Below are 22021 nucleotides of genomic sequence, written 5' to 3' on the forward strand. Positions count from 1 at the left end.
ATGGACAAGCCGATGCTCGACGATGTGGGCCTGTGGGTGCAGTCCTTCCTCAGCCCGACGGTGCTGGTGGAGCTGGCGGCCTTGGCGGGGTGCGTCGCCCTGGCCTGGGGCCTGGTCTCGCTGCTGCAGCGGGGCCTGCACCGGGGCGATCCACGCTCCATTCTGTTTGGCACCCGCATCGTGGATGGCGCGCTGTTTCCGCTGGTGCTGCTGAGCCTGGCCTATGTGGCGCGCACGCTGCTGCACCACTGGGTGGCGCTGGCCGCCTTCAAGCTGGCGATCCCGGTGCTGGTGGCGCTGGTGGTGATCCGCATTGGCGTGAAGGTGCTGCAGGTGGCATACCCGGACGCTGCCTGGGTGCGGCCCATCGAACGCTCCATCTCCTGGCTGGCCTGGCTGGGCATGGTGCTCTGGGTCACGGGACTGCTGCCGCTGGTGCTGGAGGAGCTGGACCAGATCCACTGGAAGGTAGGGGGCGCGACGCTGTCGGTGCGCACCATCATCGAAGGCGCGCTGACCGCCGGTGCGGTGCTGCTCATCGCGCTGTGGATCTCCGCCGCCATCGAGTCGCGCCTTCTGCGCTCGGCCACGGGGGCGGAACTGTCGCTGCGCAAGGCGGTGAGCAATGCCGTGCGGGCGCTGTTGATCTTCGTCGGGCTCATCATGGCGCTGTCGGCCGTGGGCATCGACCTGACGGCGCTGTCGGTGCTGGGTGGTGCCGTGGGCGTGGGCATCGGCTTTGGCCTGCAGAAGCTGGCGTCCAACTACGTGAGCGGGTTCGTCATCCTGGCCGAGCGCAGCATGCGCATCGGCGACAACGTGCGCGTCGACAATTTCGAAGGCCGCATCACCAACATCAATGCGCGCTACACCGTGGTGCGTTCGTCCACGGGGCGCGAGTCCATCGTGCCCAATGAAATGCTGATCACCCAGCGGGTGGAAAACCTGTCATTGGCCGACCCCCGCGTGTGGCTGTCGACCGTGGTGAGCGTGGCCTACGAAAGCGATGTGGACCTGGTGACCCGGCTTCTCGCGGACGCCGCGCTGGCCAGCAGCCGGGTGCTGCGCGATCCCGCCCCCAGCGTGGCCCTCTCGGCGTTTGGGGCCGACGGGCTGGAGTTCACGGTCGGCTTCTGGATCGCCGACCCCGAGAACGGCTCACTGGGCCTGCGCTCGGAGATCAACCGCGCCATCCTGAGCGCCTTGCGCGCCCACCAGATCGAGATTCCCTACCCCCAGCGGGTCATGCACGTGCAGGTCGAAGGGGGGCTGGCGGCGGCTCTGTCACCCGGCGCGCCAGCGGCGCCTGGGGCTGCCACCGCGCGGTGACCGGGCCCCGGGGGCCGCGAACGGGGGTGCCGCATGCGACAGCAGACTCTAGACAGGCGCCCGGTGCACTCGCCTATAATCGACAAAAAGCACGATCGTTCTTTTTTTGGAATCGTGAGGTCTGTGTTCCGGCCCCGTAGCGCTTTCGTTGCAGTGCGGCATAGAATGTTCTAGTTTACGTAAACGTCAATTCAACCAACTCTATCTAGGAGCCGCAGCAATGAAGGTCTTGGTCCCTGTCAAGCGCGTGGTGGACTACAACGTGAAGGTCCGCGTGAAGTCGGACAACACGGGTGTGGACATCGCCAACGTGAAGATGAGCATGAACCCCTTTGACGAAATCGCCGTCGAAGAGGCCGTGCGCCTGAAAGAAAAAGGCCTGGTGACCGAAGTCATCGCTGTCTCGTGTGGCGTGGCCCAGTGCCAGGAAACCCTGCGCACCGCCATGGCCATCGGCGCCGACCGCGCCATCCTGGTGGAAACCGACGTCGAGTTGCAGCCTCTCGCCGTGGCCAAGATCCTGAAGGCCCTGGTGGACAAGGAGCAGCCCGGCCTTGTGATCCTGGGCAAGCAAGCCATCGACGACGACGCCAACCAGACCGGCCAGATGCTGGCGGCCCTGGCCGACCTGCCCCAGGCGACCTTCGCCAGCAAGGTCGAGCTGTCGGCCGACAAGGTCAGCGTGACGCGTGAAGTGGACGGCGGCCTGGAAACCCTGGCCTTGACCCTTCCAGCGGTCATCACGACCGACCTGCGCCTGAACGAGCCCCGCTACGTCACCTTGCCCAACATCATGAAGGCCAAGAAGAAGCAGCTCGATACCGTCAAGCCCGAAGACCTCGGCGTGGACGTGGCTCCGCGCCTGAAGACCCTGAAGGTCACCGAGCCCGCCAAGCGTGGCGCGGGCGTGAAGGTGGCCGACGTGGCCGCCCTGGTCGAGAAACTCAAGAACGAAGCGAAGGTGATCTAAATGTCGGTACTCGTTATTGCTGAACACGACAACGCGTCCATCAAGGGCGCCACCCTGAACACCGTGACCGCCGCCGTGGCCTGCGGTGGCGACGTGCACGTGCTGGTCGCCGGCCACAATGCAGGCGCTGCCGCTGCCGCCGCGGGCCAGATCGCTGGCGTCGCCAAGGTCATCCATGCTGACGCGCCCGGCCTGGAACACGGCCTGGCAGAAAACGTCGCCGCGCAAGTCCTGGCCATCGCCTCGAACTACAGCCACATCCTGTTCCCCGCCACCGCCAGCGGCAAGAACGTGGCGCCCCGCGTGGCCGCCAAGCTCGACGTGGCCCAGATCAGCGACATCACCAAGGTGGTCGCCGCCGACACCTTCGAGCGCCCCATCTACGCGGGCAACGCCATCGCCACCGTGCAAAGCGCCGACAGCGTGAAGATCATCACCGTGCGCACCACCGGCTTTGACGCCGCAGCCGCCACCGGTGGCTCGGCCGCCGTCGAAACCGCTGCTGCTACCGCTGATGCAGGCAAGAGCAGCTTCGTGGGCAGCGAGATCGCCAAGAGCGACCGCCCCGAACTGACCGCCGCCAAGATCATCGTCTCCGGTGGCCGGGCGCTGGGCAGCAAGGAAAAGTTCGACGAAGTGATGACCCCGCTGGCCGACAAGCTGGGTGCCGCCCTGGGCGCCAGCCGCGCCGCGGTGGACGCCGGCTACGCCCCCAACGACTGGCAAGTGGGCCAGACCGGCAAGATCGTGGCGCCGCAGCTGTACATCGCCGCCGGCATCTCGGGCGCCATCCAGCATTTGGCGGGCATGAAGGACTCCAAGGTGATCGTGGCGATCAACAAGGACCCCGAGGCACCGATCTTCAGCGTGGCCGACTACGGCCTGGAAGCCGACCTGTTCACGGCCGTGCCAGAGCTGGTCAAGGCCCTGTAAGAACGCCACCGTGCACACAAAGGCATCGCTCGCGATGCCTTTTTTTTGACGAAATTCCCCGGAGACACCCATGAGCTACACCGCCCCCCTCAAGGACATGCTGTTCGCCATCGAGCACCTGGCCAACATTGAACAGATCGCGCAGATCCCCGGCTTTGAAGACGCAGGCCTGGACACGGCCGCCGCCGTGTTGGAAGAGTGCGCCAAGTTCAACGAAGGGGTGCTGTCTCCGCTCAATTTCGAAGGCGACAAGAACCCGTCGAGCTGGAAAGACGGTGTCGTCACCACCACCCCCGGCTTCAAGGAAGCCTTCCGCCAGTACGGCGAAGGCGGCTGGCAGGGGTTGCAGCATCCGGCCGACTTTGGCGGCCAGGGCCTGCCCAAGACCATCGGCGCGGCCTGCATCGAGATGACCAATAGCGCCAACATGAGCTTCGCGCTGTGCCCGCTGCTCACCGACGGCGCCATCGAGGCGCTGCTCACGGCCGGCAGTGACGAGCTCAAGGCCACGTACCTGGAAAAGCTGGTGACGGGCGAATGGACCGGCACCATGAACCTGACCGAACCCCAGGCGGGCTCGGACCTGGCCCTGGTGCGCACGCGTGCCGAACCCCAGCCCGACGGCACCTACAAGATCTTCGGCACCAAGATCTTCATCACCTATGGTGAACACGACATGGCCGAGAACATCGTGCACCTGGTGCTGGCACGGGTGGCGGGCGCGCCCGATGGCGTGAAGGGCATCAGCCTGTTCGTGGTGCCCAAATTCATGGTCAACCAGGACGGCAGCCTGGGCGCGCGCAACGACGCCCATTGCGTGAGCATCGAGCACAAGCTGGGCATCAAGGCATCGCCCACGGCGGTGCTGCAGTTCGGCGACCACGGCGGCGCCGTGGGCTACCTGGTGGGGCAGGAAAACCGGGGCCTCGAATACATGTTCATCATGATGAACGCAGCCCGCTACGCCGTGGGCATGCAGGGCATCGCGATCTCCGAGCGCGCCTACCAGAAGGCCGTGCAGTACGCCAAGGACCGCGTGCAAAGCCGCCCCGTGGACGGCAGCATCAACGCCAGCGCCGCCATCATTCACCATCCCGATGTGAAGCGCATGCTCATGACCATGCGCGCCACCGTGGAGGGCTGCCGCGCCATGGCCACGGTGGCGGCTGCTGCGTTCGATGCCGCCCACCACCACCCCGATGCCGAGACGCGCAAGCAGAACCAGGCCTTCTACGAATTCATGGTGCCGCTGGTCAAGGGCTACAGCACCGAGACCAGCCTGGAGGTGACCAGCCTGGGCGTGCAAGTGCATGGCGGCATGGGTTTCATCGAAGAAACCGGCGCGGCGCAGTACTACCGCGACGCCAAGATCCTGACCATCTACGAAGGCACCACCGCCATCCAGGCGAATGACCTCGTGGGCCGCAAGACGGCACGCGATGGGGGCCAGGTGGCCAAGGGCATCGCCGCGCAGATCGAGACCACCGAAGGCGAGCTGCTGGCCAGCGGCACCCCGGCCGCACTGGCCGTGGCCAGGCGCCTGACGGCCGCGCGCAAGGCGCTGCTCGACGTGATCGACTTCGTGGCCGGTGGCACCAAGGCCCAGCCCAACGCCGTGTTCGCGGGCAGCGTGCCCTACCTGATGCTGGCAGGCAACGTGGTGGCGGGCTGGCAGCTGGCGCGCAGCCTGCTGGTGGCACAGGACCTGTTGCACAAGGGACAGGACGCAGCCTTCATGCGCGCAAAAATCACCACGGCCCAGTTCTATGCCGAGCACATCCTGGTGAAGGCACCGGGGCTGCGCGACAGCATCGTGGACGGCGCCGCCAGCGTGACCGAACTGGCGCTGGACGCCTTTTGAAGGTTGAGCGTGTTGTGAGGAGACTGACTGCCCGCAGAGCGGGCAGCTCATTGATATAAAAATGATAGCTGCTAGCGCTTGATGAATAAGCGCTAGAGCCCTATTTCATCCAAAAACCTGTTCAGGAAGTTGTTGCCATGTCCAAACTGCCTCCCGTGTTGCAAAACCTGTCGCTCCCCGTCATCGGCTCGCCGCTGTTCATCATCAGCAACCCCAAGCTCGTGATCGAGCAGTGCAAGGCGGGTGTGGTGGGCTCCATGCCCGCGCTCAATGCCCGCCCCGCCGAACTGCTCGATGAATGGCTGGCCGAGATCACCGAGACCCTGGCGGCCTACAACAAGGCCCATCCCGACAAGCCCGCCGCGCCCTTCGCCATCAACCAGATCGTGCACAAGAGCAATGACCGGCTGGAGCACGACATGCAGGTGTGCGCCAAGTACAAGGTGCCGATCATCATCACCAGCCTGGGAGCGCGCGAGGACGTGAACCAGGCCGTGCACGCCTGGGGCGGCGTGGTGCTGCACGACATCATCAACAACAAGTTTGCGCACAAGGCGATTGAAAAGGGCGCCGACGGCCTGATCGCCGTGGCCGCCGGTGCGGGTGGCCATGCGGGCGTGAAGAGCCCGTTTGCGCTGATCCAGGAGATCCGCCAGTGGTTCGACGGCCCCATCGCGCTCAGCGGCTCCATCGCCAGCGGCGACGCGGTGCTGGCGGCGCAGGCCATGGGCGCGGACTTCGGCTACATCGGCTCGGCCTTCATCGCCACGCACGAGGCCCGCGCCAGCGATGACTACAAGATGGCCATCGTGGAAGGCAGCTCGGACGACATCGTCTACAGCAACCTGTTCACCGGCGTGCACGGCAACTACCTGGCGCCGTCGATCCGCGCGGCGGGCATGGACCCCGACAACCTGCCCGAATCGGACCCGAGCAAGATGAACTTCGGCGGCGACGCGAAGAAGGCCTGGAAGGACATCTGGGGCTGCGGCCAGGGCATTGGCGCGATCAATGCGGTGACCAGCACCGCCGAGCTGGTGGCCCGGCTGCGCGCGGAGTACGAGGCTGCCCGGGCGCGCCTGAAGCTCTGATCCCCGGCGAGGTCTGCCTTGTGCGCCCGCAGCGTGCCATGCGCTGCGGGCGCCGCCGTTTGTGCGGCCCCGTGGGGCGGGTGTGGGCTGGTCGCGACAGGGCAAACCCCCAATGGACGGCAGCGCAGGCCGTGGACAATGATGATGATTAATAACCAGATGGGTGCCACATCGTGTGGCGCCGTCCGTCATCGTCGCGGGGAAGGTGCCATGCTTCGTTCATGTTTGCTGGGGCTGATGCTGGCCCTCTGTGCCAGCCAGGGGGCGCACGCCCGCAATGAGGGCGTGACCGGCGACGAGATCCGCCTGGGCGCGTCCGCCGTGCTCTCCGGGCCGCTCGGCGCTCAGACCGCGCAGTATGGGGAAGGGTCGCGGCTGATGTTCGACGCCGTGAACGCGCAGGGTGGCGTGCACGGCCGCATGATCCGCTACACCACGCTGGACGACGGCTTCGACACCCAGAAAGCCGTGGAGAACACGCGCCAGCTGCTGGAGAACGACAAGGTCTTCATGATCTACAACAGCACGGGCACGGCGCAGACGGCGGCCATCCTGCCCCTGGTCAAGGAACACCGCACGCTGCTGTTCGGGCCGGTCACGGGGGCCTCGGCGTTTCGGGAAACCTTGAATCCCTATGTCTTTCACGTGCGGGCCGGCTACGCCAGCGAGGCCGGCAAGATCGTCTCGCAGCTGCGCCACCAGGGCATCAGCCGCGTGGCGGTGTTCTACCAGGACGACGGCCTGGGCAAGACGCTGCTGGCCGAGCTCAAGAAAGCCTCCGAGGAGGAAAAGCTCGCCTTCGTCGCCGAGATCAAGGTCGACCCCAAGCAGCCCGACTTCGCGGCCGCCGCGCAGGCCACCGACAAGGCACAGCCCCAGGCCGTCATCGTGGCGACGGCGGGCACCACGTTCACCAGCTACATCAAGGCGGTGCAGTCCACGGCGGCGCGGCCCGCGTACTACGGGTTTTCCGTGGCCAGCATGGACGTGATCCACCGCGAGCTCAAGGACAAGGCGCGCGGCATCATCCTGGCGCAGATCATGCCGTCGCTGCGCAGCACCACGGTGCCCGTGGTGGCCGAGTACCTGGCCCTTCTGCGCGCCAAGTCACCAAGCGCCCAGCCGTCGGCCTCGCAGTTCGAGGGCTTCGTGCACGCCCGGCTGCTGGTGGAGGGCCTGCGCCGCACCGGGCGCAACCTGAGCACGGAGTCCTTCATCAAGACCATGGAGGATGCGGGCGATATCTCGTTCGGGCGCTTCAACGTCAAGTATTCGCCCAGGAGCCACAACGGCTCCACCTATGTGGAGCTGGCCATCGTGGATGCCGAGGGCAGCTTGCGGTATTGATCCCATATCTAGGGCGCAGCGCGCCCGCCTCCAGGGGGAAGCCGCCCGTGCTGCGGGCGGGCCACGGCGCCCTGGCAGCGGGCCTGGGCGCGTGTCACAGCCCGTAGGTCAGCTCCCGCGCCTTGCCCCAGAACACCCGGTACATGAAGACCGTGTAGACGATGATGGCCGGCAGCGTGATGGCCACCCCGATGCCGATCACCGCGAGGGACTCCGGCGCGCTGGCGGCTTGCCACACCGTGAGGCGGTCGATCACGATGTACGGATAGATGCTGTAGGCCAGCCCGAAAAAGGCCAGCACGAAGATCAGCACCGTGGCCGCGAACACGATCCAGCCATAGCCCGCCTCGACCACGCGAGGCGTGGCCAGCACGTGGCGGATGGCGAAGAAGGCGGCCACGCAGGCCAGCGGTATCGGCAGCAGGGCGAACAGTTCGGGCAGCACGAACCACTTGGCGAACACCGTGTGGCTGACCAGCGGCGTGGCCAGCGAGATGCCCATGAGCGCAAACCCCATGGGCCACAGGGCCCCCTGGCCCCAGCGGGCAGCCTTGCGCTGCAATGCGCCGTCGGTTTTCATGAGAAGCCAGCCGGCGCCGAGCATGGCGTAGGCCGCGGGCAGGGTGATGGCGATGCCCGTGGAAAACAGCAGGCCCCAGGTGTCGTTCTGGAAGCCGGTGACATAGGCGCCCAGCATCCAGCCCTGGGCCAGGGTGGTGACCAGCGAGCCCGCGGCAAACAGGCGGTTCCAGGCCGTCTTGTGCGAATCGCGGGCCTTCACGCGGAAGTCGAACGCCACCCCCCGCAGGATCAGGCCCACCAGCATCACGGCCACGGGCAGGTACAGGGCGGACAGCACCACGCCGTGGGCCATCGGAAAGCAGATCAGCAGCACGCCCACCCCCAGCACCAGCCAGGTTTCATTGGCGTCCCAGAACGGGCCGATGCTCGACACCATGACGTCCTTTTCCGCATCGCTCGCGAAGGGCAGCAGGATGCCCACCCCGAGGTCATAGCCGTCCAGGATCACGTAGGCGAGCAGCGCCAGGCCCATGATGGCCATGAACGCCAGGGGCAGGGTGTGGGCCAGGGTCATTTCCATGGTGTCCTCCTTACAGCGGATGGGGTGGCGCGGCGGGCGGCGCCACGGCGGGAACCGGCATGGCCGAGTGCTCCGCCATGTACTTGATCACCCCGATGTAGGCCGCGAGCAGCAGCACGTACACGGTGAGGTAGGCGGCCAGGGTGGAGGCCACCATCGCCGGAGGATGCGCCGCCACGGCGTCGGCGGTCTTGAACAGGCCATAGACCAGGTAGGGCTGGCGGCCGATCTCGGTCACGTACCAGCCGGCCAGGGTGGCTACCCAGCCGGAGAACGTCATGCCCACCAGCGCGTACAGCATGGGCCGGGGCAGGGTGGCCAGGTCGTGCCTGCGGCGGCGGTACAGCACGACAGCACCCGCCCAGGCGACCGCGAGCATCAGCATGCCCACGCCGACCATCACGCGGAACGCCCAGAACACCGGCGCCACGGGGGGATGGGCGCCAGCAAACTCGTTCAGGCCCTTGAGCTCGGCATCGATGTCGTGCGCCAGGATCAGGCTCGCCGCCTTGGGGATCTGGAGGGCGTAGTCGGTGCGGCCTTCCTTTTCGTTGGGCAGCCCGAACAGCGTGAGGGGCGCGCCCCGCTCGGTGTGCCAGATGCCTTCGATCGCCGCGATCTTCGCGGGCTGGTGCTCCAGCGTGTTCAGGCCGTGCATGTCGCCCATGAGGATCTGCAGCGGGATCGCCATGGCGACGGCGGCGACGGCGGTGCGCAGGGCCTTGCGAGTGCCTTCGGTGGCCGTGCCCTTGACGAGCTGCCAGGCGCTCACCCCGGCGATGAGAAAGCCCGCGGTCAGGGCCGATGCCAGCAGCTTGTGGCCCAGCCGGTAGGGGAAGGAGGGGTTGAAGACGATCGCCAGCCAGTCCACCGCGTGGAACTTGCCGTCGATGATTTCGTAGCCCACGGGGGTCTGCATCCAGGAATTCAGGCTCAGGATCCAGAACGCCGACAGCGTGGTGCCAAACGCCACCATGAGTGTCGCGACGAGGTGCATGCGCTCGGACACGCGGCCCCGGCCGAACAGCATGATGCCCAGGAAGGTGGCCTCCAGGAAAAAGGCCGTGAGCACCTCGTAGCCCAGCAGGGGCCCGGCGATGTTGCCCACGTGCTCCATGTAGCCCGGCCAGTTGGTGCCGAACTGAAAGCTCATCGTGATGCCCGAGACCACGCCCATGGCAAAGGTCAGCGCGAACACCTTGGTCCAGAAATAGTAGGCCTGCTCCCAGCCCGGCGCGGCCGGTGTGCCGCGCGTGGCCGAGTGGCGCAAGCGGAAGAACACCAGGAACCAGCACAGCGCGATGGTGATGGTGGGAAACAGGATGTGAAAGCTGATGTTGGCGGCGAACTGGATCCGCGACAGCATGAAGGTGTCCATGGTTTCAGGCTTCCTGGTGGTTGCTCTTGCCCTTGGCGGGGCCGCCCTTGCCGGTCAGCCGGTCCTTGAATTCGAGCACGCGGGTGACGGCGGTGCCCATGCCCATGAGCTGCATCGCCGTCTCGGGCGCGAGGCGCTGCACGTCGTCGAACCAGGTCATGAGCCGGTCGATCAGTTCGTGCATGTCGCGCATGCGCTCCTGGGCATGGCGCTCTTCGTCCGATCCGGGCTCCTCGAGCAGCGCCATGCGCAGCATCGACAGCGTGGGCTCGATCTCGCGGCGGCGGCGCTCCTCGGCCAGCACGCGAAAAATCTCCCACACGTCCTTGGGCGCCTCGAAGTACTCGCGCCGGTCGCCGGGCTGGTGGCTCAGCTTGACCAGGCGCCAGGCCTGCAGCTCCTTGAGGCCCATGCTCACGTTGGAGCGCGAGAACTCCAGCGTCTCGGCGATCTCGTCCGCGTTGAGCGGGCGCGGCGACAGGAAGATGAGCGCATACATCTGGCCCACGGTGCGGTTGATCCCCCACCGGCTGCCCATCTCGCCAAAGTGGGCGACGAACTGGCGGTTCAGGGGTGGCAGATGATTGATGTAGGTCATGGACACCGATTGTGCCTCATTTCCTGAATTTTCAGTAAATACTGAAAATTCAGGAAATTGTGGACTGCAGGGCTGGGTTATCCGGCAAGACACCTGGGCGACCAGCATCGAATCCGAAGGACGGCGACAATAGAGAGTTTTGGGCTGTGTTCCTGTAGGCGCACGGCTTGCCCACTACCTGCCGCAGCATGTCCTCTTCCCTTTCCCGCACGCCCGTCATCGACATGGCCAAAGGCCTGGCATGCATCGCTATCGTCTGGCACCACCTGGCCTTCTACGGGCCCATGTCGGACATCGCGCAGCCCCTGGCCCCGGGGCTCATCGCCTGGCTGTACGACTACGGCCGCATGGCGGTGCAGGTGTTCCTGGTGATCGGCGGCTACCTGGCCGCCGCCAGCCTGGCGCCGCAGGGCGTGCCGCGCTTCGACCACGCAGGCCACGCGATCGCCAAGCGCTTCGTGCGGCTGGTGGTGCCCTATGCCGTGGCGCTGCTGCTGACGGTGGTGGTGGCCGCGCTGGTGCGGCCGTGGATGGAGCACGCTTCCGTGCCGGACGAGCCCACCCTGGCGCAGCTGCTGGCCAACGCGCTGCTGCTGCAGGACATCGTCGGCGAGAGCGCGCTTTCCGCAGGCGTCTGGTACGTGGCCATCGACTTTCAGCTGTTCGCGGTGAGCGTGCTGGCATGGGCCGGAGCGCGCGCGTTGCCTGGCGCCTGGGCCCGGCGGCATGCGGCGTGGCTGGCGCAGGGCGCGATCGTGGCGGGCGTGGCCCTGTCGCTGTGGGTGTTCAACCGCATGCCCGAGCTGGACATGTGGGCCGTGTATTTCTTCGGCGCGTACGGGCTGGGCATGCTGGCCTACTGGGCCGTGCGGGCGCGCCAGGCGTGGGGCTGGCTCGCCGCGATGGTGCTGCTCGGGGGCGTTGCGCTGGCCATTGACCACCGTGGCCGCATCCTGGTGGCCCTGGTGACGGCGCTGTGCCTGGTGGCTGCCCTGCGCTCAAAAGGCGTGCGGTCATGGCGCGGGGTGGGGCCGCTGGTGCAGCTCGGGCAGATGTCGTACTCGGTGTTCCTGGTGCACTTCGCGGTGTGCCTGCTCGTGAACGCGGTGGTCAGCCACCTGTGGCCCGCATCGCCGGTGCCCAACGCGCTGGGCATGCTGCTGGCGTTCGTGCTGTCGCTGGCGGCGGGGCGGCAGCTGTATCTGCGCGTGGAGCGCCACGTGCCCTCCTGGACCACGGCCTTGCGCTGGCAGATGGGGCTGGTGGGGGCGGGCATGCTGGTGGCGGTATCCAGCAACTGGGCATGAGGCAGGAACAGGTTCTGAGGGCCGCAGCAAACCCCTGAGGTGCCGCGCGGCGGCACCTGGCGCAATCAGCCTCGCAGCTTGCGCTCCCGGCGCTTGCGCTGGCGGTCGAGGAACCAGGCCATGAAGGGCAGGATCAGCATCGATCCAGGAATCACCCAGATGAAAAGGTAGGGGCTGACGGAAGACGCCGACCGCATCACATCGCGCAGGTGCGTGCGTTCGTCGGCGGTCCAGTTGCCCTGGCGGCGCTGCTGCACCAGCCACACCACCGAGCCCTTCATCGTGGCCATCTCGCGCTTGAGGCGGCTCTTCTCGCGGCTGTTGCCGGCCAGGAACGAGCAGAACCATTCCGGCGCGCGCTCCATCCGCCTTTGAAAGGCGACGGTCGAGTCCGGGTCGAACGTTTCGATGAGCGGGTTGTCGGGGGGTGGAGGCGGGCTGGTCATGGCGGATGCCATTGTCACTGCATGTGGCGGTGGCACCAAGCGTGGTGCCGCCAGGCGACGTTTCGTCGCGCGGTCAGCGGTGGAGTTCGCCCGCGCTTTCGGGCTGGTACAGAAGGTCCTTCACCCGCACCGTCATCGACTTGCCGCCCGGGCCGGGCCAAGCGAGTTCGTCGCCCACGGACAGGCCCAGCAGGGCGCTGCCCACGGGCGCGAAAATCGAGATCCGGTCCGCGCTGCCGTCCATGTCGCGGGGGTAGACGAGCGTCAGGCAGAACTCCTTTCCCGTCTCCAGGATCGAGAACTGCACGGTGGAGTTCATCGTGACCACGTGCGGCGGGATTTCTTCCGGGGCCACCACGTCGGCGCGGTCCAGCTCCGCCTGCAGTTCGGCCTTGCCCGGAAAGACGCTGGCCGGAATGGCTGCCAGAAGGGCCTCGATGCGGTCAACGTCCAGGGACGACAGGATGATCTGGGGCTTGCGCGCCATGGCGGTACCTCGGTGGTGTGTTGCAAAGCGCGGGACTGTAGACCATCGCCAATCTCGCACTGCCGAGCACGGTCATTCGGGGCGGCCCCACGGCGGCCCGCCCGCTTCCCCCGGTGGGGACGGCGCTGGGGGCCCGGAGGGTCAATCCCCCTGGATGTTGCGCGCCTTGATCAGCGCTCCAAACCGTGTGCTGTCGATGGATGCACGGGCGTTGAAGTCGGCCGGGGACATCGGTGCGGGAACGCCTCCGAGTGCCGCGATGCGCTCCTTCACGGCCGGTGTGGCCAGCACCTTGTTGATCTCGCGGTTCAGGCGGCTGACCACCTCGGGCGGCGTGCCAGCCGGGGCGTAGAAGCCGAACCAGGTGTCGGCATCGAAGCCCTTGAGGCCCACCTCTTCGAGCGTGGGCACGTCCGGGAACAGCGGCGAGCGCCTGGAGCTGCCCACCGCCAGCAGCTTGAGCTTGCCCGCCTTCACGTGCTGCAGGCCGATGCCGGGGTCGAACATGAAGTCCACCTGCCCGCCCAGCAGGTCCTGCATGGCGGGGGCTGCGCCGCGATAGGGCACATGCACCGCGAACACGTTGGCCTGGGCCTTGAGCATCTCGGCCGCCAGGTGCGGCGAGCTGCCGTTGCCCGGCGTGCCGAAGGTCAGCTTGCCGGGGTTGGCCTTGAGGTACTTCAGGAACTCCTGAATGTTGTTGACCGGCAGCGTGGGCCGGACCTCCAGGAACACCAGCACCCGCGCCGCGGCGGCCACCGGGACCAGGTCCTTGGCGGGGTCGAACGGCATCTTGGGGTACAGGTGCGGGTTGACCGACACCATGCCGCCCGAGCTCATGAGCAGGGTGTAGCCGTCCGCCGGCGACTTGGCCACGGCTTCGCCGCCGATGTTGCCGCCGGCGCCGCCCCGGTTCTCCACCACCACGGGCTGACCGAGCGCGGCCTGCAGCGGCACCGTGACCGCGCGGGCGATCTGGTCCGCAGCGCCGCCCGCCGGGAAATTGACCACCACCTTGATGGGTTTGCCAGGCCAGGTGTCTGCGCGTGCCGCGGCGGGCAGCAGCAGCAGGCTGGACGCGGCGCCGGCCAGGGCTAGCGCGCCCAGCAGGCGGCGCGTGGTGCGAGGGGGAAATGAATGCATGCTTGTCTCCAGGTGTGGCCCGGGCGTGCCGGGTCTTGTGTGCTTCTTTTGCGGGGTGAAACCAAGGGATGGCGGGGCTCGCCGTGGCGGTCGTGTCAGGCCACGTCCACCTCCACCAGGATGGCGCGCGGATGGGCCAGCGCCGTGCGCAGCACGTCCGGCAGCTCGCTGGCGTCGCTCACGCGCACGGCATCGCAGCCCTGGCCCCGGGCCAGCGCCAGGAAGTCCAGGTCCGGCAGGTCGGTGCCCTCCAGCTTGTCACTCTCGTGGAAGCCGAAGGTGGGCGCGAACTCCTGCAGCGCCGCGTACCGGCGGTTCTTGAGGATGATGAACGTGATGGGTAGCTCGAGCTGCGCGGCGCTCCACAGCGCCTGGATGGAGTACATCGCCGAACCATCGCCGATGAGGCCGATGACCTTGCGGTCGGGCCTGGCCAGCGCCACGCCCACGGCGGCGGGCAGGCCGTAGCCCAGGCCGCCGCTGCACATGGTGTAGAAGGTCTCGCTCTGCAGGATGGGCAGGTAGGCGTGCATGGCCGCGCGGGAGCTGGGGGCTTCCTCCACCACGATGGAGGCCGCTTCGCGCACCTCGGCCAGCGTCTGCATCACATAGGGCACGCTCATCAGGGCGGAGGGCTCCGCGCGCGGCCGTGCGGCGCGCGCGGGGGGAAGGTCGCGCCCGGCGGGCGCGGGGCGTGCGAGCAGATCCTGCACGCCCAGGCGCACGCTGCCCACGGCCGAGGTGCCCTCGGGCGTCCAGGCGGCCGTGCCGGGGTCGTCGATCAGCTGCACCAGATGCGCGCCGGGGGGCACGTGCGGCCCGAAGCCTTCGACGTGGTAGGTGAACGCGGCGGCGCCGAGCGCAAAGACCAGGTCATGGCCGCCGAGCAGCGACACGATCTTCTCGCGCATGGCCGGCAGCACGCCCGCGAACAGGCGGTGGTCCTGCGGAAAGCCGCAGCGGCCGGACATGGGGGCGATCCATACGGCGGCGTTGTGCCGCTCGGCCAGGGCCAGCACATCGTCCCAGGCGCGGTCGCGGTCCACTGCGGCGCCGACCACGAAGACCGGGCGCTGCGCGGCGTCGAGTGCGTCGCCGATGGCCTGCAGCACGCGCGGCTCGGGGCGCGTCTCGCTGCTCACGGTGCGCGCCTGCAGCGGCTCGCAGGGCTTGTCCCAGTCGTCCGCAGGAATGGACACCAGCACCGGCCCGCGCGGCTGCTGCATCGCGATGTAGTAGGCGCGCGCGATGGCCAGCGGCACGTCCTCGGCACGGGCGGGCTCGATGCTCCACTTCACATAGGGCTTGGGCAGCTCGGTGGCCTGGCCCGAAAACAGGAACGGGTCGAACGGCAGGATGGACCGCGCCTGCTGCCCGGCCGTGATGACCATGGGCGTGCGGTTCTTGTGCGCCGTGAAAATGTTGCCCATCGCATGGCCCACGCCGGCCGCCGAATGCAGGTTCACGAAGGCGGCGTTGTGGCTCGCCTGCGCATAGCCATCGGCCATGCCCACCACCACGGATTCCTGCAGGCCCAGGATGTAGCGGAAGTCGCTGGGGAAGTCGAGGAACAGCGGCAGCTCCGTGGAGCCGGGGTTGCCGAAGATGGTGTTGATCTCGAAGCCGCGCAGCAGGTCGAGCACCACCTCGCGCACCGTGGGGCGGCTGGAGGGGGCGGGCGCGGCAGGGGCCGTGTTCTTGGGGAGAGCCTGGAGCATGGGGCGTGGCGGTGCTGAAGAGGAAGGCATTGATCTTCGGCGGGCATGCGTCATCCATCAATACAATGAAACGACTAAGCGGTATTCATCCAATGCATATCAAGGACATCGACCTCAATCTGCTGCGGCTGTTCGACGCGGTCTACCGCACGCGCAACGTGAGCCGGGCCGCCGAGCTGCTGGACCTCACCCAGCCCGCCGCCAGCCAGGCGCTGACGCGGCTGCGCCTGCTGATCAAGGACCCGCTGTTCGTGCGCGCGGGCGGCGGCGTGGAGCCCACGCCCAAGGCCGACCGGCTGGCCGATGCGGTGCGCGGCGCGCTCGGACTGCTGGAGGAGGCGCTCAACGAGTCCGCGCTGTTCGACCCGGCGAATTCGCGCAAGGTGTTCCGCATCCACATGAGCGACATCGGCGAAGGCCGCTTTCTGCCGGACCTGATGGTGGCGCTGCGGCGCGAGGCACCCGGCGTGCGGCTGGAGACGCTGCCCGTGCCGCGCAGCGAGATCGCGCAGCGGCTGGACAGCGGGCGCATCGACTTCGCCTTTGGTTTCCTGCCGACGGTGAAGGACACGCAGCGCGTGGAGCTCATCCAGGACCGCTACGTGGTGCTCCTGCGCGCCGGCCACCCCTTTGCCGCGCGAAGGCGCGCCGGGGCCGGCCTGCTCAAGGACCTGCGGCAGCTGGAGTTCGTGGCCGTGCGCACGCATTCGGACACGCTGCGGATCCTGGAGATGCTGCAGCTCGAAGACCGCCTGCGCCTGACCACCGAGCACTTCATGGTGCTGCCCGCCATCGTGCGGGCCACGGACCTCGCGGTGGTGATGCCGCGCAACATCGCGCGCACCTTCGCGGCCGATGGGGGCTACACCCTCATCGAGCCGCCCTTGCCGCTGCGGGATTTCACGGTGTCGCTGCACTGGAGCCGCCGGTTCGAGAGCGATCCGGGCAACCAGTGGCTGAGGGGGGTGATCGAAAGGCTCTTCAGCGAGTAGGGTGCGGTGGGGGGAGGGCGGTGCGCCTCGCTTCAAATAACTGTATATTTATACAGTCATGAAGCCAAAACCTGCCGCCGACCCCGACCTGCCCGACGCACCGGCGGAAGTGCGCGTCCCCCTGCAGGCCATCCGGGGCCGGGGGGCCGCCACGGCCATGCCGCACCGGTTCAGCCGCGATGTGCGCGAGGCGGTGGATGATGGCTGGAACCACGGCCCGCAGGGCGCGGGAGGGGCGGATGGGGATGATGATGGCGGCGGGCCCGCCCCCGCCACCACGGTGCACCTGGAGACGGCCCGCAGCGCCATCTGCGCCAACGACTCCCCCGACATTTTTTTCGAGCTGTCCGTCAATCCCTACCGGGGGTGCGAGCACGGCTGCGTGTACTGCTACGCCCGGCCCACGCACAGCTATCTCAATTTTTCGCCCGGGCTCGACTTCGAGACCCAGATCGTGGCCAAGCACAACATCGCCGAGGTGCTGCGTCGCGAACTGGCGCAGCCGCGTTATGTGCCGCGCCTGCTCAACATCGGTTCGGCCACCGACTGCTACCAGCCCGTGGAGCGCGAACTCAGGCTCACGCGCGGCCTCATCGAGGTGATGCGCGATGCACGGCACCCGTTCTCGCTCATCACCAAGTCGAGCGGGGTGGAGCGCGATCTCGATCTGCTCGCGCCGCTGGCAGCGCAGCAACTGACCGCGGTGTACGTGACGATCACCACGCTCGACCCGCTGCTGGCGCGCCGCATGGAGCCGCGCGCCGCCGCCCCCCACCGGCGCCTTCGCACGCTGCGCACGCTGGCCGAGGCCGGCATTCCGGTGGGCGTGAGCGTGGCCCCGCAGATCCCCTTCATCACCGAAGACATGGAGCAGGTGCTGGAGGCCGCGCGCGATGCGGGGGCCAGGAGCGCGTTCTATACCGTGCTGCGCCTGCCGTGGGAGCTGGACGCGGTGTTCCGCGAATGGCTGCAGGTGCACTACCCGCAGCGCGCGGCGCGCGTGATGGCGCGGGTGCAGGATTTGCACAATCTCGATGCGGCCCAGCGCAGTGCGGGCAAGAGCTACGACAGCAGCTTCGCCACCCGCATGAAGGGCAGCGGCCTGTGGGCGGACATGCTGCGCCAGCGGTTCGCGGGGGCGTGCCGGCGGCTGGGGCTCAACCGGGAGCGGCTGGAGCTGGACCTGTCGCAGTTCAGGCCGGGGCTTGCGCGCGGGCAGGGCAGCCTGTTCTGAGCCAGGCCGGGCTGCGAGGGAAGTGGAAGTGGCCGGAGCTGGCCGGAACGCACAAGTCCGGCTTGCTCGCCGTCACAGCCTGCGGCTGCCGCCGGGGGGCGCGGCCATCGCCTGTGCCTGGTGGCGACAGGCGGTGAACATGTCCAAGTCCGGGTTGTAGGCCCCCGTCGTCACGTCCAGGAGGCCGAGTACGGAGTGAAAGTAGTTGTCGTGCGTGATGCGCCGTTCGGCCAGGTCCTGCTGCAGGCAGCCCGTGGCCGCACCCGTGCGCGATTGCATGGCGGGCGAGAGCCAGGTGATCCAGGGCACGTGCTTTTGCACGTCGGGCGCGATGGCGTAGGGCAGGCCGTGCAGGTAGAGGTTGTTCTCGCCCAGTGATTCACCATGGTCTGCTACATAAACCATAGCTGTCTGCGCTTGTTCGGAGCGCGTGGAAAGCCATTTGAGCACTGAGTCGAGGAAAAAGTCGGTTTCCACGATGCTGTTGTCGTAGGCGTTCACCACCTGCTGGCGTTCGCATTCCTGCAGCGCCGTGGAGGTGCATTCGGGCAGGAATTTCTTGTGCTCGGGTGACGAGCGCTTGGAGTAGGCGGGCCCATGGCTGCCGATCTGGTGCAGGACCACCACGGTCCCGCGCTGGCGCTGCTCGGCGGGCAGCGCGGCAATGCGGGCGTCCAGGTCCTTGAGCATGATGCGGTCCAGGCATTCGCCCCGGGTGGGGCACAGCGCGGGGTCCTGCAGTGCCGACGTGTTGGTGTCGCCCAGGCGGTCGCACACCCCCTTGCAGCCCGACTGGTTGTCCACCCAGAGCACGGCCAGCCCGGCGTGGTGCAGCACATCGACGAGGCTCTCGAAATTGGCTGCGCGCGCCTCGTAGCCGGTGCGCCCCAGGTGCGAGAACATGCAGGGCACCGACGCGGCGGTGCTGGTGCCGCAGGACCACGCGTTGCGGGCGCTCACGAGGTCGGTGCGGGCCGAAAGAAGCGGCGTGGTGCCACGGCCATAGCCGTTGAGCCCGAAGTTGCCGCTGCGGCCGGTTTCGCCCAGCACCAGCACCAGCAGGGGCGGTTGTTTCTGCCCCGCATAGCTTGCGCCCAGCCTGGCATCGCGCCCCAGCGGCAGCAGTTTGCTGGTGTCGATGCGCAAGGGCCTGGTGGCGATGTTGCCCAGCGCGTACACGCTGTTGAGCGGGTTGATGAGATAGCGCAGCTTGGTGTGGTTGCGCATGGTGGATGCGAAGTCCTGGAACACCATCAGCAGGCACACCACGATGACCGCGATGGCTCCGAGCAAGAGCGCGCCGTTGTGGGCCGCGTGCCGCAGGCCGCCCAGGCGCTGCACCGGAGTGCGGTAGAGCCACGCCAGCGGCGGTACCGCCAGCGCCAGCACGGTGCCCGCCATGCGCCAGCCGAGCAGGTCGCCCGCCTCGTGGGCATCGGTCTGCAGCACGTTCACGAGCATGCTGGCATCGATGGCGATGCCGTAGGCGAGCATGAAGTAGGCCCCGAAGGCTGCCATCACCACCAGCACCACTGCCGCGGGCTTGAGCGTGCCCCGCCAGGCCAGGAGGCTCAGCAGGGCCGCGTTGCCGGCGGCCACGATGACCACGAACGCCACGGCAAAGGCCCAGCCGCGCGCGCTGCCGTGGCCGGGCAGCTCGGCCACCTCGCGCCACAGCGGCACGTTGCAGGCCGTGGCCAGCCAGGCGCTGATGAGCACCACCACCCACGCGGGGTGCAGGTGGCGCGGTGCGGGTGCGGAGGAAGCTGGGGCTGGAGACCGGGGCCCGGCGCCCGTGGCTGCATGGGAAAGCAGCAGGCGCTGCAGGATCAAAGGCATGGGCGCACTGTGGCGCCCGAGACTTAAGGCCGCATTAACGTCCGGGGGCCTGCAGGGTCCTGGCGTGGTGCCTCAGGTGGTCGGCCATGAAGCTCTGGATGAAGTAGTAGCCGTGGTCGTAGCCTTCGTGGCGCCGCAGGGTGAGCGGCTGGCCGACGGCCTGGCACGCCTCCTCGAACAGATGCGGGTGCAACTGCGTGGGCAAGAACTTGTCGGCCAGGCCCTGGTCGATCAATATGCCGGCCGGGTAGGGCGCCACCGGCTGGTGCTGCACCAGCACCGTGGCGTCGTGCTCGATCCAGCCCGTGCGGTCTGGCCCCAGGTAGCCCGTGAAGGCCTTCTCGCCCCAGGGGCACTGCGTGGGCGCGCAGATCGGCGCAAAGGCCGAAAGGCTCTTGAACCGCCCCGGGTGGCGCAGCGCCAGCGTGAGCGCGCCATGGCCGCCCATGGAGTGGCCGCAGATGCCCAGGCGCTCGCCATCGATGGGCAGTTGCGCCGCCACCTGCGGCAGCAGTTCCTTCATCAGGTAGCTTTCCATGCGCCAGTGGCGCGCCCAGGGCGCGGCCGTGGCGTCCAGGTAGAAGCCCGCGCCCACGCCGAAGTCCCAGCTCTCGGCCTCGCCCGGCACGTTGGCACCGCGTGGGCTGGTGTCGGGCGCGACCAGCGCCAGGCCCAGCTCGGCTGCCAGGCGCTGGGCACCGGCCTTGACCATGAAGGTTTCTTCCGTGCAGGTCAGCCCCGCCAGGTACAGCATGGCGGGCACAGGGCGCTGCCGCGCCTGCGGCGGCAGGAAGACCGAGAACTTCATCGGCAGGCCGATCTCGGCAGAGGCGTGCTGGTAGAAGCGCTGCTCGCCGCCAAAGCAGGCGTGGCTGCCGAGCAGGTCCAGGGAGGTGGTCATGTGGATTGCTTCAAAATTGATAGCTCGCAGCGCATGAAGGAAAAGCGCTGGGGGCTGTTTTTACCTTGATTGATCGCCTGCGGGGCAGGCTCAGGCGGCATACTTGACCACGGAGCGGATGGACTTGCCCTCGTGCATCAGGTCGAAGGCTTCGTTGATGTCCTTGAGGCCCATGGTGTGCGTCACGAAGGGCGCTAGCTGGATCTTGCCGGCCATCGCGTCTTCCACCATGCCGGGCAGCTCGCTGCGGCCCTTCACGCCGCCAAACGCCGTGCCCAGCCACTTGCGGCCGGTGACGAGCTGGAAGGGGCGGGTGGAGATCTCCTGCCCCGCGCCCGCCACGCCGATGATGACGCTCTGGCCCCAGCCGCGGTGCGCGCATTCGAGCGCCGCGCGCATCACGTTCACGTTGCCGATGCACTCGAACGAATGGTCCACGCCCCAGGTGGTCATCTCGACGATGACCTGCTGGATCGGCTTGTCGAAGTCCTTGGGGTTGATGCAGTCGGTGGCGCCGAAGGTGCGGGCCAGGTCGAACTTGGAGGGGTTGGTGTCGATGGCGATGATGCGCCCGGCCTTGGCCAGCTTGGCGCCCTGGATCACCGCCAGTCCAATGCCGCCCAGGCCGAACACCGCCACCGTGTCGCCTTCCTGCACCTTGGCCGTGTTCTTCACCGCGCCCAGGCCGGTGGTCACGCCGCAGCCCAGCAGGCAGACCTGCTCGGGGTTGGCGTCGGGGTGGATCTTGGCGAGCGACACCTCGGCCACCACGGTGTATTCGCTGAAGGTGCTGCAGCCCATGTAGTGATAGATGGGCTGGCCGTTGTAGCTGAAACGCGTGGTGCCGTCGGGCATCACGCCCTTGCCCTGCGTGGCGCGCACGCTCACGCACAGGTTGGTCTTGCCGCTCTTGCAGAACAGGCACTCGCCACATTCGGCGGTGTAGAGCGGGATCACGTGGTCGCCGGGCTTCACGCTGGTCACGCCTTCGCCCACTTCCACCACGATGCCAGCGCCTTCATGGCCCAGCACCACGGGGAACAGGCCCTCGGGGTCGTCACCGCTCAGGGTGAAGGCGTCGGTATGGCACACGCCGGTGTCGGTGATGCGGATGAGCACTTCGCCCTTCTGGGGCGGGGCCACGTCGATCTCGACGATCTGCAGGGGTTCTCCGGCCTTGAAGGCCACGGCGGCTTTGGATTTGAGGGTCATGGTGGGTCAACGGGTTGGTCGGGGAAGGGCGGCGGCGAGGCTCTTTGGCCGGCAGCGCGCAGGGGGACCGCATGACTGTAGGCCATGTGCAGGGCCTGGTGGAGCCCGTGGCCGCAGATCCTGGGGTTATGGC

General features: G+C 67.7%; 19 protein-coding genes. 9 read left to right on the forward strand and 10 right to left on the reverse strand.

Annotation, left to right across the window (positions count from 1 at the left end):
* The 6 genes from KW843_RS04635 (at window position 1) to KW843_RS04660 (ending at window position 7531) form a co-directional block, all read left to right on the forward strand.
* On the forward strand, window positions 1-1329 hold the full coding sequence (locus KW843_RS04635; RefSeq protein WP_218293909.1) for a mechanosensitive ion channel family protein: 1329 nt from the start codon (window positions 1-3) through the stop codon (window positions 1327-1329).
* A gap of 220 nt (window positions 1330-1549) precedes the next feature.
* Entirely contained in the window at window positions 1550-2299 is a 750-nt protein-coding gene (locus tag KW843_RS04640; protein ID WP_218293910.1) for an electron transfer flavoprotein subunit beta/FixA family protein, read from the forward strand.
* Window positions 2300-3232: an electron transfer flavoprotein subunit alpha/FixB family protein gene (locus tag KW843_RS04645; RefSeq protein ID WP_218293911.1), complete on the forward strand. Its 933-nt coding sequence runs from the start codon at window positions 2300-2302 to the stop codon at window positions 3230-3232.
* A gap of 70 nt (window positions 3233-3302) precedes the next feature.
* A complete protein-coding gene (locus KW843_RS04650; RefSeq protein WP_218293912.1) occupies window positions 3303-5093 on the forward strand; it encodes an acyl-CoA dehydrogenase in 1791 nt (596 codons plus the stop codon).
* A gap of 137 nt (window positions 5094-5230) precedes the next feature.
* Window positions 5231-6184, forward strand: a complete 954-nt coding sequence (locus tag KW843_RS04655) for a nitronate monooxygenase family protein (RefSeq protein ID WP_218293913.1) — start codon at window positions 5231-5233, stop codon at window positions 6182-6184.
* Window positions 6185-6394: 210 nt separating this feature from the next.
* Window positions 6395-7531: an ABC transporter substrate-binding protein gene (locus KW843_RS04660; protein WP_218293914.1), complete on the forward strand. Its 1137-nt coding sequence runs from the start codon at window positions 6395-6397 to the stop codon at window positions 7529-7531.
* A gap of 94 nt (window positions 7532-7625) precedes the next feature.
* Here the strand turns inward: KW843_RS04660 and KW843_RS04665 are convergent, their stop codons facing one another.
* Genes KW843_RS04665 through KW843_RS04675 form a run of 3 tightly spaced genes read right to left on the reverse strand, consistent with a single transcriptional unit; the run spans window position 7626 to window position 10609 of the window.
* Entirely contained in the window at window positions 7626-8627 is a 1002-nt protein-coding gene (locus KW843_RS04665; RefSeq protein WP_370628452.1) for a cytochrome d ubiquinol oxidase subunit II, read from the reverse strand.
* Window positions 8628-8643: 16 nt separating this feature from the next.
* Window positions 8644-10011 carry a cytochrome ubiquinol oxidase subunit I gene (locus KW843_RS04670; RefSeq protein WP_218293916.1) on the reverse strand — a complete coding sequence of 456 codons (1368 nt, stop codon included), beginning with the start codon at window positions 10009-10011 and terminating at the stop codon, window positions 8644-8646.
* A 4-nt stretch (window positions 10012-10015) separates the two neighbouring features.
* Window positions 10016-10609: a GbsR/MarR family transcriptional regulator gene (locus KW843_RS04675; RefSeq protein WP_218293917.1), complete on the reverse strand. Its 594-nt coding sequence runs from the start codon at window positions 10607-10609 to the stop codon at window positions 10016-10018.
* 188 nt (window positions 10610-10797) lie between these two features.
* On the opposite strand from KW843_RS04675, the gene KW843_RS04680 reads away from it, so the two are divergent.
* The gene (locus KW843_RS04680; protein ID WP_218293918.1) at window positions 10798-11916 is read left to right on the forward strand and encodes an acyltransferase; all 1119 of its coding nucleotides are present in this window, start codon (window positions 10798-10800) and stop codon (window positions 11914-11916) included.
* Window positions 11917-11981: 65 nt separating this feature from the next.
* On the opposite strand, the gene KW843_RS04685 is transcribed toward KW843_RS04680, so the two are convergent.
* From KW843_RS04685 to mdlC, 4 genes are all read right to left on the reverse strand, one after another.
* Window positions 11982-12362 carry a hypothetical protein gene (locus KW843_RS04685; RefSeq protein WP_218293919.1) on the reverse strand — a complete coding sequence of 127 codons (381 nt, stop codon included), beginning with the start codon at window positions 12360-12362 and terminating at the stop codon, window positions 11982-11984.
* Window positions 12363-12435: 73 nt separating this feature from the next.
* On the reverse strand, window positions 12436-12849 hold the full coding sequence (gene rnk, locus KW843_RS04690; RefSeq protein WP_218293920.1) for a nucleoside diphosphate kinase regulator: 414 nt from the start codon (window positions 12847-12849) through the stop codon (window positions 12436-12438).
* A 141-nt stretch (window positions 12850-12990) separates the two neighbouring features.
* Window positions 12991-13992, reverse strand: a complete 1002-nt coding sequence (locus KW843_RS04695; RefSeq protein WP_218293921.1) for a tripartite tricarboxylate transporter substrate binding protein — start codon at window positions 13990-13992, stop codon at window positions 12991-12993.
* 95 nt (window positions 13993-14087) lie between these two features.
* Window positions 14088-15710, reverse strand: coding sequence for a benzoylformate decarboxylase (gene mdlC / locus KW843_RS04700; RefSeq protein WP_218293922.1), 1623 nt, complete (start codon window positions 15708-15710; stop codon window positions 14088-14090).
* 92 nt (window positions 15711-15802) lie between these two features.
* Here mdlC and KW843_RS04705 point away from each other — a divergent pair, with 92 nt between their 5' ends.
* Both KW843_RS04705 and KW843_RS04710 read left to right on the forward strand, forming a co-directional pair.
* Window positions 15803-16702, forward strand: a complete 900-nt coding sequence (locus KW843_RS04705; protein WP_218293923.1) for a LysR family transcriptional regulator — start codon at window positions 15803-15805, stop codon at window positions 16700-16702.
* Window positions 16703-16760: 58 nt separating this feature from the next.
* Window positions 16761-17936 carry a PA0069 family radical SAM protein gene (locus KW843_RS04710; protein WP_218293924.1) on the forward strand — a complete coding sequence of 392 codons (1176 nt, stop codon included), beginning with the start codon at window positions 16761-16763 and terminating at the stop codon, window positions 17934-17936.
* Between the two features lie 72 nt (window positions 17937-18008).
* On the opposite strand, the gene KW843_RS04715 is transcribed toward KW843_RS04710, so the two are convergent.
* The 3 genes from KW843_RS04715 to KW843_RS04725 form a co-directional block, all read right to left on the reverse strand.
* Window positions 18009-19775: a phosphoethanolamine transferase gene (locus KW843_RS04715; RefSeq protein ID WP_218293925.1), complete on the reverse strand. Its 1767-nt coding sequence runs from the start codon at window positions 19773-19775 to the stop codon at window positions 18009-18011.
* Between the two features lie 34 nt (window positions 19776-19809).
* Window positions 19810-20676, reverse strand: coding sequence for an S-formylglutathione hydrolase (fghA, locus tag KW843_RS04720; protein WP_218293926.1), 867 nt, complete (start codon window positions 20674-20676; stop codon window positions 19810-19812).
* Between the two features lie 90 nt (window positions 20677-20766).
* A complete protein-coding gene (locus tag KW843_RS04725; RefSeq protein WP_218293927.1) occupies window positions 20767-21888 on the reverse strand; it encodes an S-(hydroxymethyl)glutathione dehydrogenase/class III alcohol dehydrogenase in 1122 nt (373 codons plus the stop codon).
* Between the last annotated feature and the right edge of the window lie 133 nt (window positions 21889-22021).

It is taken from the genome of Acidovorax sp. sif1233, from assembly GCF_019218755.1.
Lineage (GTDB): Bacteria > Pseudomonadota > Gammaproteobacteria > Burkholderiales > Burkholderiaceae_C > Acidovorax.

Bases quoted from the DNA above. Each gene is read 5' to 3' on its own strand.
- KW843_RS04660 (WP_218293914.1), top strand. From the start codon at position 6,395: ATGCTTCGTTCATGTTTGCTGGGGCTGATGCTGGCCCTCTGTGCCAGC.
- KW843_RS04665 (WP_370628452.1), bottom strand. From the start codon at position 8,627: ATGACCCTGGCCCACACCCTGCCCCTGGCGTTCATGGCCATCATGGGC.
- KW843_RS04635 (WP_218293909.1), top strand. From the start codon at position 1: ATGGACAAGCCGATGCTCGACGATGTGGGCCTGTGGGTGCAGTCCTTC.
- KW843_RS04650 (WP_218293912.1), top strand. From the start codon at position 3,303: ATGAGCTACACCGCCCCCCTCAAGGACATGCTGTTCGCCATCGAGCAC.
- KW843_RS04655 (WP_218293913.1), top strand. From the start codon at position 5,231: ATGTCCAAACTGCCTCCCGTGTTGCAAAACCTGTCGCTCCCCGTCATC.
- KW843_RS04645 (WP_218293911.1), top strand. From the start codon at position 2,300: ATGTCGGTACTCGTTATTGCTGAACACGACAACGCGTCCATCAAGGGC.
- rnk (WP_218293920.1), bottom strand. From the start codon at position 12,849: ATGGCGCGCAAGCCCCAGATCATCCTGTCGTCCCTGGACGTTGACCGC.
- KW843_RS04675 (WP_218293917.1), bottom strand. From the start codon at position 10,609: ATGACCTACATCAATCATCTGCCACCCCTGAACCGCCAGTTCGTCGCC.
- fghA (WP_218293926.1), bottom strand. From the start codon at position 20,676: ATGACCACCTCCCTGGACCTGCTCGGCAGCCACGCCTGCTTTGGCGGC.
- mdlC (WP_218293922.1), bottom strand. From the start codon at position 15,710: ATGCTCCAGGCTCTCCCCAAGAACACGGCCCCTGCCGCGCCCGCCCCC.
- KW843_RS04705 (WP_218293923.1), top strand. From the start codon at position 15,803: ATGCATATCAAGGACATCGACCTCAATCTGCTGCGGCTGTTCGACGCG.
- KW843_RS04715 (WP_218293925.1), bottom strand. From the start codon at position 19,775: ATGCCTTTGATCCTGCAGCGCCTGCTGCTTTCCCATGCAGCCACGGGC.
- KW843_RS04670 (WP_218293916.1), bottom strand. From the start codon at position 10,011: ATGGACACCTTCATGCTGTCGCGGATCCAGTTCGCCGCCAACATCAGC.
- KW843_RS04685 (WP_218293919.1), bottom strand. From the start codon at position 12,362: ATGACCAGCCCGCCTCCACCCCCCGACAACCCGCTCATCGAAACGTTC.
- KW843_RS04680 (WP_218293918.1), top strand. From the start codon at position 10,798: ATGTCCTCTTCCCTTTCCCGCACGCCCGTCATCGACATGGCCAAAGGC.
- KW843_RS04695 (WP_218293921.1), bottom strand. From the start codon at position 13,992: ATGCATTCATTTCCCCCTCGCACCACGCGCCGCCTGCTGGGCGCGCTA.
- KW843_RS04725 (WP_218293927.1), bottom strand. From the start codon at position 21,888: ATGACCCTCAAATCCAAAGCCGCCGTGGCCTTCAAGGCCGGAGAACCC.
- KW843_RS04710 (WP_218293924.1), top strand. From the start codon at position 16,761: ATGAAGCCAAAACCTGCCGCCGACCCCGACCTGCCCGACGCACCGGCG.
- KW843_RS04640 (WP_218293910.1), top strand. From the start codon at position 1,550: ATGAAGGTCTTGGTCCCTGTCAAGCGCGTGGTGGACTACAACGTGAAG.